Source organism: Bradyrhizobium sp. SBR1B (assembly GCF_014198205.1).
Classification (GTDB): Bacteria; Pseudomonadota; Alphaproteobacteria; order Rhizobiales; family Xanthobacteraceae; genus Bradyrhizobium.
Map to the genome: position 1 here is coordinate 338,101 of NZ_JACIHC010000006.1, position 15,162 is coordinate 353,262.

15 protein-coding genes and 2 pseudogenes are annotated in these 15,162 nt (G+C 65.6%); 15 read left to right on the forward strand and 2 right to left on the reverse strand.

Annotated elements, in window-relative coordinates; genetic code table 11:
- Positions 1 to 46 precede the first annotated feature (46 nt).
- Positions 47 to 1,669, reverse strand: a complete 1,623-nt coding sequence (locus GGD61_RS18765) for a helicase HerA-like domain-containing protein (protein WP_092256638.1) — start codon at positions 1,667 to 1,669, stop codon at positions 47 to 49.
- A gap of 348 nt (positions 1,670 to 2,017) precedes the next feature.
- Between GGD61_RS18765 and GGD61_RS18770 the strand changes: the two genes are divergently transcribed.
- The 10 genes from GGD61_RS18770 to GGD61_RS18815 all read left to right on the forward strand — a co-directional run bounded on the left by GGD61_RS18770 (position 2,018) and on the right by GGD61_RS18815 (position 10,620).
- Positions 2,018 to 2,383 carry a hypothetical protein gene (locus tag GGD61_RS18770; RefSeq protein ID WP_018315753.1) on the forward strand — a complete coding sequence of 122 codons (366 nt, stop codon included), beginning with the start codon at positions 2,018 to 2,020 and terminating at the stop codon, positions 2,381 to 2,383.
- A gap of 26 nt (positions 2,384 to 2,409) precedes the next feature.
- Positions 2,410 to 2,817 carry a DUF4332 domain-containing protein gene (locus tag GGD61_RS18775; RefSeq protein WP_018315752.1) on the forward strand — a complete coding sequence of 136 codons (408 nt, stop codon included), beginning with the start codon at positions 2,410 to 2,412 and terminating at the stop codon, positions 2,815 to 2,817.
- A gap of 229 nt (positions 2,818 to 3,046) precedes the next feature.
- Positions 3,047 to 3,907 carry a dihydropteroate synthase gene (gene folP, locus GGD61_RS18780; RefSeq protein WP_092256641.1) on the forward strand — a complete coding sequence of 287 codons (861 nt, stop codon included), beginning with the start codon at positions 3,047 to 3,049 and terminating at the stop codon, positions 3,905 to 3,907.
- On the forward strand, positions 3,904 to 4,272 hold the full coding sequence (gene folB, locus GGD61_RS18785) for a dihydroneopterin aldolase (protein ID WP_018315750.1): 369 nt from the start codon (positions 3,904 to 3,906) through the stop codon (positions 4,270 to 4,272). Before folP ends, folB begins: the two co-directional genes overlap by 4 nt.
- Positions 4,273 to 4,764: a 2-amino-4-hydroxy-6-hydroxymethyldihydropteridine diphosphokinase gene (folK, locus tag GGD61_RS18790; RefSeq protein ID WP_092256646.1), complete on the forward strand. Its 492-nt coding sequence runs from the start codon at positions 4,273 to 4,275 to the stop codon at positions 4,762 to 4,764.
- Positions 4,765 to 4,845: 81 nt separating this feature from the next.
- The gene (locus GGD61_RS18795) at positions 4,846 to 6,717 is read left to right on the forward strand and encodes a methylmalonyl-CoA mutase family protein (RefSeq protein WP_092256649.1); all 1,872 of its coding nucleotides are present in this window, start codon (positions 4,846 to 4,848) and stop codon (positions 6,715 to 6,717) included.
- Positions 6,714 to 7,178, forward strand: a complete 465-nt coding sequence (locus GGD61_RS18800; RefSeq protein WP_092256652.1) for a GFA family protein — start codon at positions 6,714 to 6,716, stop codon at positions 7,176 to 7,178. Before GGD61_RS18795 ends, GGD61_RS18800 begins: the two co-directional genes overlap by 4 nt.
- Before the next feature lie 30 nt (positions 7,179 to 7,208).
- The gene (locus GGD61_RS18805) at positions 7,209 to 7,640 is read left to right on the forward strand and encodes a hypothetical protein (protein WP_143109051.1); all 432 of its coding nucleotides are present in this window, start codon (positions 7,209 to 7,211) and stop codon (positions 7,638 to 7,640) included.
- The gene (gene scpA / locus GGD61_RS18810; protein WP_092256658.1) at positions 7,637 to 9,793 is read left to right on the forward strand and encodes a methylmalonyl-CoA mutase; all 2,157 of its coding nucleotides are present in this window, start codon (positions 7,637 to 7,639) and stop codon (positions 9,791 to 9,793) included. Before GGD61_RS18805 ends, scpA begins: the two co-directional genes overlap by 4 nt.
- A 38-nt stretch (positions 9,794 to 9,831) precedes the next feature.
- Entirely contained in the window at positions 9,832 to 10,620 is a 789-nt protein-coding gene (locus GGD61_RS18815) for an RsiV family protein (protein WP_177237108.1), read from the forward strand.
- A gap of 7 nt (positions 10,621 to 10,627) precedes the next feature.
- On the opposite strand, the gene GGD61_RS18820 is transcribed toward GGD61_RS18815, so the two are convergent.
- Positions 10,628 to 11,191 (reverse strand): SRPBCC family protein, encoded by a 564-nt coding sequence (locus GGD61_RS18820; protein ID WP_246785953.1) that lies wholly within the window; start codon positions 11,189 to 11,191, stop codon positions 10,628 to 10,630.
- Between the two features lie 120 nt (positions 11,192 to 11,311).
- Here GGD61_RS18820 and GGD61_RS18825 point away from each other — a divergent pair, with 120 nt between their 5' ends.
- The 5 genes and pseudogenes from GGD61_RS18825 to GGD61_RS18845 all read left to right on the forward strand — a co-directional run bounded on the left by GGD61_RS18825 (position 11,312) and on the right by GGD61_RS18845 (position 15,020).
- On the forward strand, positions 11,312 to 12,304 hold the full coding sequence (locus GGD61_RS18825; RefSeq protein ID WP_092256664.1) for a tripartite tricarboxylate transporter substrate binding protein: 993 nt from the start codon (positions 11,312 to 11,314) through the stop codon (positions 12,302 to 12,304).
- Between the two features lie 228 nt (positions 12,305 to 12,532).
- Positions 12,533 to 12,925 (forward strand): annotated as a pseudogene (locus GGD61_RS18830) (tripartite tricarboxylate transporter TctB family protein); the annotation flags it as partial.
- 49 nt (positions 12,926 to 12,974) lie between these two features.
- Positions 12,975 to 13,325 (forward strand): annotated as a pseudogene (locus GGD61_RS18835) (tripartite tricarboxylate transporter permease); the annotation flags it as partial.
- Between the two features lie 52 nt (positions 13,326 to 13,377).
- Entirely contained in the window at positions 13,378 to 14,367 is a 990-nt protein-coding gene (meaB, locus tag GGD61_RS18840) for a methylmalonyl Co-A mutase-associated GTPase MeaB (protein ID WP_092256670.1), read from the forward strand.
- Positions 14,364 to 15,020 carry a pyroglutamyl-peptidase I gene (locus GGD61_RS18845; protein WP_092256673.1) on the forward strand — a complete coding sequence of 219 codons (657 nt, stop codon included), beginning with the start codon at positions 14,364 to 14,366 and terminating at the stop codon, positions 15,018 to 15,020. Before meaB ends, GGD61_RS18845 begins: the two co-directional genes overlap by 4 nt.
- The last annotated feature ends 142 nt before the right edge of the window (positions 15,021 to 15,162 follow it).

The following is a 15,162-nucleotide window of genomic DNA, read 5'->3' on the forward strand; positions in this document are numbered from 1 at the left end:
CGTCCACGACCTTTTGGGGCAAGCGGAATTGCCCAAAGCGGCCCGCCTACCGCCGCAGCAATCCGCCGAGCGCGCCGCGGACCAGCGTGCGGCCGATCGAGCCGCCGAGCTGGCCGCCGACAGACTTGCCGATATTGGCGGCCATCCCGCCGATCACCTGGTTGGTGACCGATCGCGTCACGTCCCGCGCAATGACCTGGCCGGTCGACAGGCGGCCGCGCTTGACGTTGGTGCCGAAGATAGTGCCGACGATCGAGCCGATCTGGCCGAGAAGGCCGCCGCCATTTCCGCCAGCCGGGCCGTCCGCTGTGGCCGCTGTGCCGGCGATGCGCTTCTGGATCATCTCGTAAGCGGACTCTTCATCGACCGCGGTGTCGTATTTGCCCTTCACCGGGCTCGCAGCCATGATCGCCTTGCGCTCGTCCGGCGTGATCGGCCCGATGCGAGCCGACGGCGGCCGGATCAGCACCCGCTCCACCATCGCCGGCGTGCCGTTGCCTTCGAGGAAGGACACCAGCGCTTCGCCCTTGCCGAGCTCCATGATCACCTTGGCGGTGTCGAGCTTCGGGTTGGGCCGGAAGGTCTGGGCCGCAGCGGCGACCGCCTTCTGGTCCCGCGGGGTGAAGGCGCGCAGCGCGTGCTGCACCCGGTTGCCGAGCTGTCCGAGCACGCGGTCGGGGACGTCGACCGGGTTTTGCGTCACGAAGTAGACGCCGACGCCCTTGGAGCGGATCAGGCGGACCACCTGCTCGATCTTGTCCATCAGCGCCTTGGGCGCATCGTTGAACAGCAGATGCGCCTCGTCGAAGAAGAACACGAGCTTTGGCTTGGGCAGATCGCCGGCCTCGGGCAGCTCCTCGAACAGCTCCGACAACATCCACAGCAGGAATGTCGCGTAAAGCCTGGGGTTCTGCAGCAGCTTGTCGGCGACCAGGATGTTGACCATGCCGCGGCCGTCGCGGTCGGTCTTCATGAAGTCCTTCAGCGTCAGCGCCGGTTCGCCGAAGAATTTGGTGCCGCCCTGGTTCTCCAGCACCAGCAGCTGGCGCTGGATGGTGCCGACGGTGGCCTTGGTGACGTTGCCGAACCCCTGCGCGGCCTTGCGGATGGCGGCGAGCGGATCCTCCCCCGCGTCCGCTCCCTTCTTCGCGCTATCGGGCACGATGGCGTCGAGCAGTGCGCGCAGATCCTTCATGTCGATGAGGGTCAGCCCGTTGTCGTCAGCGACGCGGAAGGCGACGTTGAGCACGCCTTCCTGCACGTCGTTGAGGTCGAGCATGCGCGCGAGCAGAAGCGGCCCCATTTCCGTGACGGTCGCGCGCACCGGGTGGCCCTGCTCGCCGAACACGTCCCAGAACACTGTCGAGAACTGGTCGGGCTGGAAATTCAGCCCCATTTCGGAAGCGCGCTTGAGGATGAAGTCTTTGGCCTCGCCAACCTCGGAGATGCCGGAGAGGTCGCCCTTGATGTCCGCCGCGAAGACCGGAACACCGGCGCGTGCAAATCCTTCCGCCATCACTTGCAGCGTCACGGTCTTGCCGGTTCCGGTTGCACCCGTGACGAGGCCGTGGCGATTGGCGAGCGCCAGCGTCAGCCATGCCTGCTCGTCTCCCTTGCCGACGAAGATCTTGTCGTCGGTATCGCCGAGCTTGCTGTCCTGTGCGGTCATTATTCTCTCTGATCTCTCTGCCGGGTTTCGCGTATTGAAACTCAAATGCACCAGTTCCGTAGTTTAACGCATGTTGCGCGCCGATTAAAACGGTTCAACACGGCCGAACATGCGACATAGTCGGAAACGGACGGACGACATCAGCCGAAAGTAGGAACGAGGCGTTCGCAACGCGGCAATTTTTCGCCGATTCCAACTCCGCTCTTGCATCGCTGCAACACTTTTCGCGCGTTCGAAGGTGAATCGCGACGACGCGTGCGTTCATCGCTTGAATTTCACATCACACCGGCTCAAGATCATTTTCGAAAGAAATACTCCGGAAAGCAAACCGGCTGAGGGGCGGGCCTTATGGACGAGCTGATCGGGCGGCTGGCGACAAACGCCAGCATAGATAGTGCTGTCGCTGAAAAGAGCGTCGGCATCATCCTGGGCTTCCTCCGCAACGAGGGTCCTTCCGACAGCGTGCAGGCCCTGATCGATCAGATCCCCGGAGCGGAAGCCGCGATCGAGGCATCCAGGAGCGGCGGCGGACTATCGCGGCTGATGGGCGGCGGCTTGATGGCTGTCGGCACGCGCCTGATGGGCCTCGGACTTGGCATGTCGGAGATTCAAAACGTCGCCCGTGAACTTTTCCGCTTCGGCCGAGACAAAATCGGAGCAGATCAGATGGGCAAGATCGTTGCGGGGACGCCGGGCCTCAGCCAGTTCGCCTGAAGCTTTGGCAATTCATATCGAGTATCATGACATATCCGATCTCCGAGATTGAGGGCCTGTCGGTCTTTGCCGCCAACAAGTTGAAGGCGCAGGGCATCCGCACCACCGACGGGCTGCTCGAGGCGGCCGGCACGGTGAAGGGCCGCAAGGCGCTTTCCGCCAAGACCGGCATCAGCGAGCAGCTGCTGCTGGAATGGGCCAACGTCTCCGACTACATGCGTATTCCCGGCATGGGTCGGGCCAAGGTCGGCCTGGTCCGCGCCGCCGGCGTCACCACCGTGCGCGAGCTCGCCTATCGGAATCCGGCAAGGCTCGCCCAGAGCATGCGCGACGCCAACGAAAAGAAGAAGCTGCTCCGCATCCTGCCTTCCGAGAAGTCGGTCGGCGACATCATCGCCAAGGCGAAGAAGCTGCAGCCGAAGATCACGTATTAGTTCACTTGCTCTCTCCGTCATCCTGAGGTGCGAAACACGGGACGCAAAGCGTCCCGTGGAGAGCCTCGAAGGATGCACGGCCACCGCCACATCCGCACGGAGAGAGCCGGGCCGTCGCCCTTCGAGGCTCGCCGAAGAGGCGAGCGCCTCAGGGTGACGGTCTCAGACCAGGGTTGTGCTGCCCCATCCCGTCTTGACTCCCCCTCCCCGACCGCGCAAAGCGGGCGGCATGAATGCCTCGCCCTCCCCATCCGTCCCGCCGGCCGGCTCGGCCGGGCCAGATGCGCTGCGGAAACTGCTGGAACGACCGATCCCGGCGGTGATGGGCGTGCTCAACATCACCCCGGATTCCTTTTCCGATGGCGGCGAGTTCATCGCGCCCGAGCAGGCGCTCGCACGGGCGCGGGCGATGATCGCGGATGGCGTCGACATCATCGATATTGGCGCCGAATCCACCCGGCCCTACAAGGGCGCGAAGGCCGTCACGGCGGACGACGAGCTCGCCCGGCTGAAGCCGGTGCTGGCGGGCGTGGTCGCGCTCGGCGTGCCGGTGTCGATCGATAGCATGAAGGCCGAGGTGGTGGCCTACGCGCTCGACCAGGGCGCGGCGATCGCCAACGACGTCTGGGGCCTGCAACGCGACGCCGCCATGGCGCCGCTGGTGGCCGCGAGAGGCGTTCCCGTCATCGTCATGCACAACCGCGACGACGCCGATCCCGCCATCGACGTCATCACGGACATGAAGACGTTCTTCCTGCGCTCGCTGGATATCGCCGCAAAGGCCGGCATCGCGCGCGACAAGATCGTGCTCGATCCCGGCATCGGCTTCGGCAAGACTGCGGAGCAGAGCATGACCGCGCTGGCGCGCTTGCGCGAATTCGAGATGTTCGGCCTGCCGATCCTCGTCGGTGCCTCGCGAAAACGCTTCATCGCCTCGGTGTCGCCATCGGAGCCGAAGGACCGGCTCGCCGGCTCGATCGCCGCGCACCTGATCGCCGCGCAACGCGGCGCAAAGATCATCCGGACCCATGACGTCGCCGAGACCTTGCAGGCGCTGCGGGTGGCGAACGCAATCGAGGGCAAGCAATGACCGATACGATCTTCGTCACCGGCCTGTCGATCCACGCCCGCCACGGCGTGATGGATCACGAGACCGAAGTCGGCCAGCGCTTCGTCATCGATCTCGAACTCTATACCGACCTGTCGGAGCCCTCGCGCAGCGACCGGCTCGCCGATACCGTGTCCTACGCCGACGTCGTCGCGACCACGACGGCGGCGTTCAAGAACACCAATTACAAGCTGCTGGAGCGCGCGGCCGGCGCGGTGGCCGACGCCATCCTGTCGCACTTTCCGCGCATCCGTGCCGTGAAGGTCACCGTGCACAAGCCGCACGCGCCGATCGCCGCGATCTTCGACGACGTCGGCATCATGCTGACGCGCTCACGGCATCCATAAATGGCAAGCGTGCTGATCGCGCTCGGCGGCAATGTCGGCGATGTCCGCACGACATTCAAGAAGGCGATCGCCCATATCTGCGGCATGGCGCAAGGTGCCCTGATCGCGCGGTCCTCGGACTATGCCACGCCGCCGTGGGGCGACGAGGACCAGGCGCCCTTCATCAATGCCTGCATCGAGATCGAGACCGACCTCGATCCGCACGCGCTGCTGTTCGTGCTGCAGAAGGTCGAGCAGAAATTCGGCCGCACTCGGGACAAGGAGCGGCGCTGGGGTCCGCGCACGCTCGATCTCGACATGATCGCCTATGACGATGTCAGCTTGCAGAAGCCGGACCTGACCTTGCCGCATCCGCGCCTGTTCGAGCGCGCTTTCGTGCTGGTGCCGCTGGCCGAGATTGCACCCGACCGCGTGATTTCGGGCATTCCAGTGCGTGACGGGCTCGCCAGCGTCTCGACGCAAGGCATTGAGCGGCTTCCGGATACCGGTTAACCAAAAACAACCGTTTGCAGGGGCGGCCCGCCGTGGCAATTTCGCCTGCGAATAACGATACGTTTGGGAGCCCTTGGCCGCATGACCTCCGTGACTGACGACCTGCCGCTGGCGGCCGATTTTCCCAAGACGACCGTCGAGGATTGGCGCAAGCTGGTCGACGGCGTTCTGAAGGGCGCGCCGTTCGAGAAGCTGGTCGGCAAGACCTATGACGGCCTCAAGATCGATCCGCTCTATCCGCGCGCCAAGGGTGTCGCGCCCGTCGTGGGTCGACCAGCCGCCGCACCCTGGCAAATCATCCAGCGGATCGACCATCCCGACGCGGCGCTCGCGAATGCACAGGCGTTGCAGGATCTGGAGAACGGCGCGACCGGGCTCGCGCTGGTGTTCGCCGGCGGCAGCGGCGCTCACGGGTTCGGTCTGGAACCTTCGGCCGAAGCCATCGCAAGAGTCTTGAAGGACATCCATCTCGATGCCGGCATCGGCCTCGAGCTTCAGATCGGACCGCAATCGCGGATGGCCGCGATCCATGTCGCGGAATATGTGAAGAGCAGCGGCCTCGATCCCGCCGCCTGCAACATCCGCTTCGGGCTCGATCCGCTCGCGGCGGGCGCGGTGTGGGGCCACAGTCCCTATACCTGGGAGGAGATCGCCCCTGCCGTCACCGGCGCGATCAAGGGCCTCGCCGGGCTCGGCTTCAAGGGACCGTTCGCGTCCGCCGACGGACGCGTGATCCACGATGCCGGCGGCTCCGAGGTGCAGGAGCTTGCCTTCGTGCTCGCCTGCGGCGTCGCTTATCTGCGCGCGATCGAAGGCGCCGGCATTCCGCTCGAAGCCGCGCAAGGCATGGTCTATGCGCGGCTCGCCGCGGATGCCGACCAGTTCCTGACCATGGCGAAATTCCGCGCGCTGCGGCTGTTGTGGGCGCGCATCGAGACAGCGTGCGGGCTCACGCCCAAACCGCTGTTCATCGCCGCCGACACGGCCTGGCGCATGCTGACGCAGCGCGACCCTTACGTGAACATGCTGCGCGCGACCATCGCGACATTCGCGGCGGGGCTGGCCGGCGCCAACGCGATCACCGTGCTGCCGCATACGCTGGCCCTCGGCCTGCCCGATCCGTTCGCGCGCCGCGTGGCGCGCAATACGCAGCTCATGCTGCTGGAAGAGAGCAACCTCGCCAAGGTCTCTGATCCCGCGGCCGGGGCAGGCGGCATCGAGACGCTGACCACGCAGCTTTGTGAGGCGGCCTGGACCCTATTCCAGGAGAGCGAGACAGCCGGCGGTGCGTTTGCCGCGCTTCAGCAAGGCCTGTTTCAGGGCAAGGTCGCGGCCGCGCGAAAAGCGCGTGACGCCAACATCGCAAAGCGTCGCGACGTGCTGACCGGCGCCAGCGAGTTTCCGAACCTGCACGAGAGCGAGACCGCGGTGCTGAAAGCGACGCCGGTCGAGCTGGCACCGTACGGCGAGCAGAAATACAAGTTCGATCCGCTGCCGCCGATCCGGCTGGCGGAACCGTTCGAGGCGCTGCGTGACAAATCCGACGCGGCGCTGAAGGCGCGGGGCTCCCGGCCGAAAGTGTTCCTGGCCAATCTCGGCACGGCCGCCGATTTCACGGCGCGCGCGACCTTTGCCAAGAGCTTCTTCGAAGCCGGCGGCATCGAAGCCCTCGATAGCGAGGGCTTTGCCGATGCGGCCAAGGTGGTGGCAGCGTTCAAGGCCTCGGGCGCCGAGCTTGCCTGTCTTTGTTCCAGCGACAAGGTCTATGCGGAACACGCCGAAGCTGCAGCGAAGGCCCTGCAAACGGCCGGCGGGCGACATATCTATCTGGCAGGCCGCCCGAGCGAGACCGAGGCGGCGCTGCGGGCCGCTGGCGTCACGGGTTTTGTCTTCGCCGGAGGCGATGCGCTTGCCACGCTACAAGACGCCTATCGACGGATGGAACAGAAATGACCGAACCAGGCAAACCAGTTCTCACCGGCGGCTGCCAATGCGGGGCCGTGCGCTTTGGCGTCACGACGGCGCCAACCAGGATTTCGATCTGCCACTGCCGCATGTGCCAGAAGGCAGCCGGCGCGCCGTTCGCGTCTTTTGCCGACATCAACAAGACGGACTTTGCCTGGACCAAGGGGCAGCCGTCGTTCTTCCGCTCCTCCACCATCGCCGAACGCGGCTTTTGCGCCGGTTGCGGCACGCCGCTGAGCTTCGGCCGCATCGGCGGCGACCGGATCGAGATCATGACCGGCGCGTTCGACCGTCCTGACCAGATCATTCCGACACGACAGTTCGGCACCGAATCCCGCCTCGGCTGGGTGGTGGGCATCGCCAATCTGCCGAGCCAGACCACGCAACAGAATTACGGACCGGAGAAGATGGCGACGATCGTCAGCCATCAGCATCCGGATCATGATTGAGGCAAAGATGCAGACAATCTTGCGAATGTCATGACAGGTCAGTTCAAGGACAGCATGCGCGCAACTGAAACTTCTGGAATGATGGGTCTCGGCGCGATCGCTACGGTAATGGCAGCGCTGACCGGGACGATGTTCGGCGTCATCGTGAGTTTCCCGTTCTCGCTGATCGCGGTGATCATCTTTCCGATCCTGCTGATTGCTCTCGTACTGGCGGCGGTGCTGGCTGCCCCAGTCACGCTAGGGCTGTTTCCGCTGGCCTATCCGTTCCTGAGGGGCCGGCCGATGCTGGCGCAGCTCGCGTTTCCGCTGATCGGCGCGGCCGGCGGGGCCGTCATCACTTGGCTCTGGATTGCGCTGGGCGTATTGCCCAATCAGCCGCATTCCCTTGAGCTTTATTCTGCTATCGGCATGATATCTGGACTGGTCGCCGGAGCGTTCTTCGGGCGAGGATTGCACGCATGAGCCGTATACCGAACTTCGCAGACGTCGCCTTCGAGCGTGCCGCCACCGCTGCACCGTCAGGCAGCGCCGAGCCTTGGCTGACGCCCGAGGGCATTCTGGTGAAGCCCGCTTATGACGAGGCCGATCTTGCCGGGCTCGATTTCCTCGAGACCTATCCCGGCATCGCGCCTTACCTGCGCGGGCCCTACCCGACCATGTATGTCAACCAGCCCTGGACTATCAGGCAATATGCCGGCTTCTCCACGGCGGAGGATTCCAACGCGTTCTACCGCCGCAACCTCGCGGCCGGCCAGAAAGGCCTTTCCGTCGCCTTCGATCTCGCCACCCATCGCGGGTATGACAGCGATCATCCGCGTGTCGGCGGCGACGTCGGCATGGCCGGTGTGGCCATCGATTCCATCTACGACATGCGCACGCTGTTCGCGGGGATTCCGCTCGACCAGATGAGCGTGTCCATGACCATGAACGGCGCGGTGCTGCCGATCCTCGCGCTCTACGTCGCCGCCGCCGAGGAACAGGGCGTGCCGCCGGAGAAACTCTCGGGCACCATTCAGAACGACATTCTGAAAGAGTTCATGGTGCGCAACACCTACATCTATCCGCCCGCGCCTTCGATGCGGATCATCTCGGACATCTTTGCGTACACCTCGCAAAAGATGCCGAAATACAATTCGATCTCGATCTCCGGCTATCACATGCAGGAGGCCGGCGCGACGCAGGATCTCGAGCTCGCCTATACGCTCGCCGACGGCGTCGAATATCTGCGCGCCGGCCTAGCTGCAGGTCTCGACGTCGACCGCTTCGCGCCGCGCCTGTCGTTCTTCTGGGCGATCGGCATGAACTTCTTCATGGAAGTCGCCAAGCTGCGCGCCGCGCGCCTGCTCTGGGCGAAGCTGCTCAAGCCCTTCAACCCCAAAGACCCACGCTCGCTGTCGCTGCGCACGCATAGCCAGACCTCGGGCTGGTCGCTGACCGCGCAGGACGTCTTCAACAATGTGATGCGCACGACGGTGGAGGCGATGGCGGCGACCCAGGGCCACACCCAGTCGCTGCACACCAATGCGCTCGACGAGGCCCTCGCCTTGCCGACCGACTTCTCGGCGCGCATCGCCCGCAACACCCAGCTGTTCCTGCAGCAGGAGAGCGGCACCACGCGGATCATCGATCCCTGGGGCGGCTCGTATTACGTCGAGCGTCTGACGCGCGACCTCGCGGCGAAGGCGTGGGGCCACATCCAGGAGGTCGAGGAGCTCGGCGGCATGGCGAAGGCCATCGAGGCCGGCCTGCCGAAGCTGCGCATCGAGGAGGCCTCCGCCAAGACGCAGGCGCGGATCGACGCCGGCAAGCAGGCGGTGATCGGCGTCAACAAGTACAAGCCGACCGACGAGGCGCCGATCGACATCCTCAAGGTCGACAACACCAATGTCCGCCGCCTGCAGATCGACAAGCTGACGCGGCTGAAATCCGAGCGCAACCAGAAGGACGTCGATGCCGCGCTCGCTGCGCTGACGCGCTCGGCCGGCGAAGGCAATGGCAATCTGCTCGCGCTCGCGATCGACGCGGCGCGCGCCAAGGCGACCGTCGGCGAAATCTCTGACGCAATGGAGAAAGTGTTCGGCCGGCACCGCGCCGAAATCAAATCCATCACCGGCGTCTACAAGCGGGAGGCGTCCAGCATGGGCAATCAGGTCGAGAAGGTTCAGGCGCTGATCGACGCCTTCGAGGAGGCCGAGGGCCGCCGCCCGCGCATCCTCGTCGCCAAGATCGGCCAGGACGGCCACGACCGCGGCCAGAAGGTGATCGCGTCCGCGTTTGCCGACATCGGCTTCGACGTCGACATCGGGCCGCTGTTTGCCACCGCCGATGAGGCCGCGCGGCAGGCGGTCGAGAACGACGTGCACATCCTCGGCGTCTCCTCGCTCGCCGCGGCCCACCTCACCGCGGTGCCGGAGCTGAAGGCGGCGCTCAAGAAGCAGGGCCGCGACGACATCATGATCATCGTCGGCGGCGTGGTGCCGCCGCAGGATTACGACGCGCTCTACGCGGCCGGCGCTGAAGCGATCTTCCCGCCGGGCACGGTGATCGCGGATGCGGCTGAAGAGCTGATCCGCAAGCTGAATGCGCGGCTCGGGCATAGCGAAGCGGCGGAGTAGCTTCGCCGTCTATTTCCCGACAAGAAGGAATTTGCGTGATGTTTTTCGCGCCAATGTTCATGCGCGCGCTCGGCGTCGCCACGGTTTGCAGCGCGCTGTTCGGTCCCGCCCACGCCGCCGACCCCAAGCCCGACGCCGCCGTCAAGACCAAGAGCATCGAGGCGCGCATGTTCCTCGACGACAGGATCAAGGCGGATACGGCGCTGGCGGCGGATTGCGTCGCGGAGGGCAAAAAATGGCTCGACAAGAATGCCGCCGAAGCTGCCGCCGCGCGCAAAGCCGATCCGCAGTCCTCTAGGGAAGGCGGCTGGGACTTCGAGCGCAAATACGAGATCCGCTCGGTGATCGCCGACCGCTACATCAGCGTGCTGCGCAACGACTACATGAACACCCGCGGCGCGCATCCCAACTCGGACGTGAACACGATCCTGTGGGACAAGTCCGAGGGCAAGCGCATCTCGATCCGCCCATTCTTCACCGGGACTGCCGATAACGGGGGGACGATGAAGGTGATGGTGAAGGCCGTGATCGCCTCGCTCCGCACCGAGAAAACGAAGCGCGGCACCAGCCAGACCGCGACCGACGAATGGTTCAAGGGCGTCGCGCCGAGCCTGCTCAAGATCGGCGCGGTGACGCTCGCGCCGTCAACCGAGGTCGGCAAGAGCTCCGGCCTCACCTTCCACTATCCGCCCTACGCCGTCGGCCCCTACGCCGAAGGCGAGTATGTCGCCTTCGTGCCGTGGGAGACGCTGAAGCCGTATCTCACCGCGGAAGGCGCGCGCATCTTCGGCGGCGCGCGGCCGAAGGGCGACGCCGGGGAGCCGTGAGCGGTCGCTAACTGGACCGCGCCAGCGTCCGCGCAAGTGAGTCCGTCCAATCGGGAATCCAGGATGCGAATAGCGCCTGCCAGCGAGCAGCATCGGCCGGCTCGGTATCGAGAGCCACCGACCATTCGATGAGGGTGCGATCGCCCTCGATGATCGGGCGCAGGTGCATGGTGCCTTGATAGCGTGTCGGCGCCGGCGTCTGGCTTCCGTCATCTTGCGGATACGGCAGCGCGTCGAGACCGGCATAGGTCAGGGTGTGCTGCCGATCCGAGTGATCGACCAGGCGCTGACGGATCCAGTTTCCGAGATGGCAGAAGCGCCTGATCGCGCCGACTTCATCCCCGCGCTTGTCGTCTTCGATCTCGCTCTCGCTCACGCCGTCGATGTAAGCGGGATAGTTGTTGAAATCGCGGATCAGCGACCAGACTTCGTCCAGCGGGCGGTCCAGCACGGCGCTATAATAGGCTTGGGTCATCGGTGGCTTGCCTTTGGCTTTCGTTACGCGCAGAGGTTGGCGAATTGCGCTAGCAAAACCCACCCGATTTCCGACCGCCCATCCGATGGGCATCATGGTTTCACACAACATGGCGATCTCGTTGGTAGCGCTACCTTGCGGCGGTGCTGCAAAGCCGACTAGAATGGCACATTGAGAAGAGCACCCGACGTCACGGGCGCCGCTGGGAGAGATTCAATGTCCAAGATTTCGCGCCGCACCTTTGCGGCTTCGACCGCCGCCGTTGCCGCGTCCGCCGCTTTCGGCTTCAAGCCCGCACGCGCACAAGCCTATCCGGCCCGGCCGGTCACCGTGATCGTGCCATGGGGCGCAGGCGGCGGAACCGACGCGACCGCGCGCATTGTCGCAGCGCTTCTGGAAAAGGACCTCGGCCAGCCCTTCAACGTGGTCAACCGCACCGGCGGCTCCGGCGTGGTCGGCCATAGCGCGATCGCGACCGCACAGCCCGACGGCTACACCATCGGCATGCTGACCGTCGAAATCTCGATGATGCACTGGCAGGGCCTCACCGAGCTGACGCCGAAGAGCTACACGCCGCTGGCGCTGATGAACGAGGATCCCCCGGGCATCCAGGTCTCCTCCTCCTCCCCTTACAAGACGGTCAAGGAGCTGGCCGACGCGATCAAGGCGGCGCCTCCCGGCAAGTTCAAGGCCTCCGGCACCGGCCAGGGCGGCATCTGGCATCTGGCGCTGGTCGGCTGGATGCAGGCGATGGGCCTGCCCGCCAACCAGGTCGCCTGGGTGCCGTCGAACGGCGCGGCCCCTGCGATGCAGGATCTCGCCGCCGGCGGCCTCGACCTCACCACCTGCTCGGTGCCGGAGGCGCGCGCCATCATCGAGGCCGGCAAGGCCAGGAGCCTCGCCATCATGGCGCCCGCGCGCAACCCGATCTTCAAGGACGTGCCGACGCTGAAGGAAGCGATGGGCATCGATTATGCGACCGGCGCCTGGCGCGGCATCGGCGCCCCGAAGAACCTGCCGCCGGAGATCGCAACCAAGCTCACCGCGGCGCTGAAGAAGGTCTACGAGTCCGCCGAGTTCAAGGACTTCATGAGCAATCGCGGCTTCGGCACCGTGTGGGGCGATGCCGGCCAGTTCGCAGGCTTCATGGACAAGGGCGACGCCCAGATGGGTGAAGCGATGAAAGCGGCGGGCTTGAGCAAGGCGTGACCTTTCACAGCTCTCGCGTGAGATGACTTTGGCTGACGTGGTTGGTTCGCTCACTGCATCACCTCTCCCCGCGTGCGGGGAGAGGTCGAATTCGAGCTTTGCTCGAATTCGGGTGAGGGGGACTCTCCACGCCTCCAACTCTCACCTCGCCCGCGGCGAGCCCCCCTCACCCCAACCCTTTCCCCGCAAGCGGGGAGAGGGAGCGCACCTCCTGTAGGACTCCTCCCCATGCGTCTTCCCGACTCCGTCACGGGATCGTTTCTCGTCGTCCTCGGCGCGGCTGCCGCCTATGGCGGCTACATCCTGCCGCCGGTGCCGGGTCAGCCGGTCGGCCCCAACGTGTTTCCGCTCGTGATCGGCAGCGGCCTTGCGCTGTGCGGGCTCGCGATCGTGTTCGGGATCGGCCACTCCTTCGAGGAGGAGGAAGAGCTGATCCCGCTGGAGGACGGCCAGGCGGCCGCTCCTCCGCCGCAGGGCAAGCTCTACGGCCTGCGCGCTTTGCTGCCGCCAGCGCTGCTGCTGTTTTACGTCGCCGCGGCCGACCGGCTCGGCTTCATCATCACCGCGGCGATCATGGTCTACGTGACCTCGACCGCGCTCGGTGCGAAGTGGAAGCTGGCGCTGCCGCTCGCCGCGCTGTCGCCGTTCGCCATCCACCTCATCTTCGGCAAGCTGCTCCATGCCGATCATCATGCTGTGCTGCGCCGTCGGCTCGTTCGCGATCGGCAACAACATGTTCGGCGTCGTCACCGTCGCCGCCTTCGGCGTGATCGGCTACGTCATGGAGGCGAACGGCTATCCCGTCGCTGCGATGGTGCTCGGCATCGTCATGGGCACCATGGTCGAGCAGGCCTTCGTGACCTCGCTGATCAAGTCGGACGGCAGTATCCTGCCGTTCTTCGAGCGCCCGGTCGCAGCGATCCTCGCCGCGATGGCGATCGGCGCGCTGCTGTGGCCGGTGATGGTGTGGGTCTGGCGCAAGGTAAAACAGCCGCAAGCCGCGGCAGCCACGAGCCGGTGATATCGGGCGGGCGGGCCTCGCCTGCCCCGCCTCGGCATTGTAAAGCAGGGGCATGACTGAGAAGAAGCCCTCGCTCGACATCAAGACCCTCGCCAAGGAGCTCCGCGGCGGCAGCCGCGCGGCGCTGGCGCGGGCCATCACGCTGGTGGAGAGCCGGCGCGCCGACCATCAGGCGCTGGCGCGGGAGCTGGTGCAGAGGCTTCTGCCGGAGACCGGCAAGGCGTTCCGCGTTGGCATCACGGGATCGCCCGGCGTCGGCAAGTCCACCACCATCGATGTGCTCGGGACCTATCTGATCGAGCAGGGCCACAAGGTCGCGGTGCTCGCGGTCGATCCGTCCTCGGCTCGCAGTGGCGGCTCGATCCTCGGCGACAAGACCCGGATGGCGCGGCTGTCGGCCTCGGACGATGCCTTCATCCGCCCGTCGCCGTCCTCGGGCACGCTCGGCGGCGTCGCCGCGAAAACGCGCGAGGCGATGCTGTTATGCGAGGCTGCCGGCTTCGGCGTCGTGCTGGTGGAAACCGTCGGCATAGGACAGTCCGAGACCGCGGTCTGCGACATGACCGATTTCTTCCTCGCGCTGATGCTGCCGGGCGGCGGCGACGAATTGCAGGGCATCAAGAAGGGCCTTGTCGAGCTCGCCGACATGATCGCGATCAACAAGGCCGATGGCGACAATCTCAAGCGCGCCAACATCACCGCTGCCGATTATCGCGGCGCGCTGCATATCCTCAGCCCCAGGTCCGAGCATTGGCACCCACCCGTCGTCACCTATTCGGCGCTGGCCGGCACCGGCATCACCGACCTCTGGCAGAAGGTTTTAGACCATCGCAAGGCGATGAATGCGTCCGGCGATTTCGCCGCGCGGCGGCGCGACCAGCAGGTGAAATGGATGTGGTCGATGCTGGAGCAGCGCATGCTGGCGCGGCTGCGCAGCGAGGCCTCGGTTCGCACCAAGGTCCGGAAGATCGAGACCGAGGTCGCCGAGGGCCATCTCACGCCGGCCCTCGCCGCCGAGCAGATCTTGGAGTTGCTGAAATGAGCGAAAAGCTCCGCATTCTCCTCTCCGGCTTCGGACCGTTTCCCGGTGCCCCCTATAACCCGACCCAGCCGCTGGTCGCGCGACTCGCCCAACTGCGCCGTCCGGCACTCGACGATGTCGCGATCTCCAGTCACATCTTCCCGGTCACCTATGCCGCGGTCGACCGGCAATTGCCTGACGTGCTCGCGAAGGTGAAGCCGGATGCGCTGTTGATGTTCGGCCTCGCCGCGCGCACGCCTTACCTGCGGATCGAGACCCGCGCGCGCAACGCCGTCACCATGCTCTGGCCCGATGCCGCCAACACCCGATCGAGCAAGCGGGGCATCGCCGGCCATGCCGACGCGATGAATTTCGGTCCGCACACGGCAAGGCTGCTGCGCGCTGCGCGCCTCACCGGCATCGATGCGCGCTCCTCGCGCGATGCCGGCGCCTATCTCTGCAACTACCTGAGCTGGCGCGCGATCGAGAACGTGAAGGCGGGCGGCCCGCAGCTCGCGGCGTTCATCCACATTCCCTCGCTCGCACGCAGCGGCGCGGTTCGGCGCAAGGGTGCGCCGCGGATCACGCTGGAAGAGCTGGTGGATGCGGGGGAAGCGATGCTGATGGAGATGGTGGCGTTGGCGAGGAAGGGGCGGAACACGCCGGCTTCGTAGAGTGGGCAAAGGCGCCCCTGCGCCGTGCCCACCATCTCGTTCCATCTCCCGTCAAATCGTGGGCACGCTACGCTTTGCCTACCCTACGGCACCGTCTCTGCGTAAACATTTAACCCTACCGCGAACAATCCCCGCGCCCTCG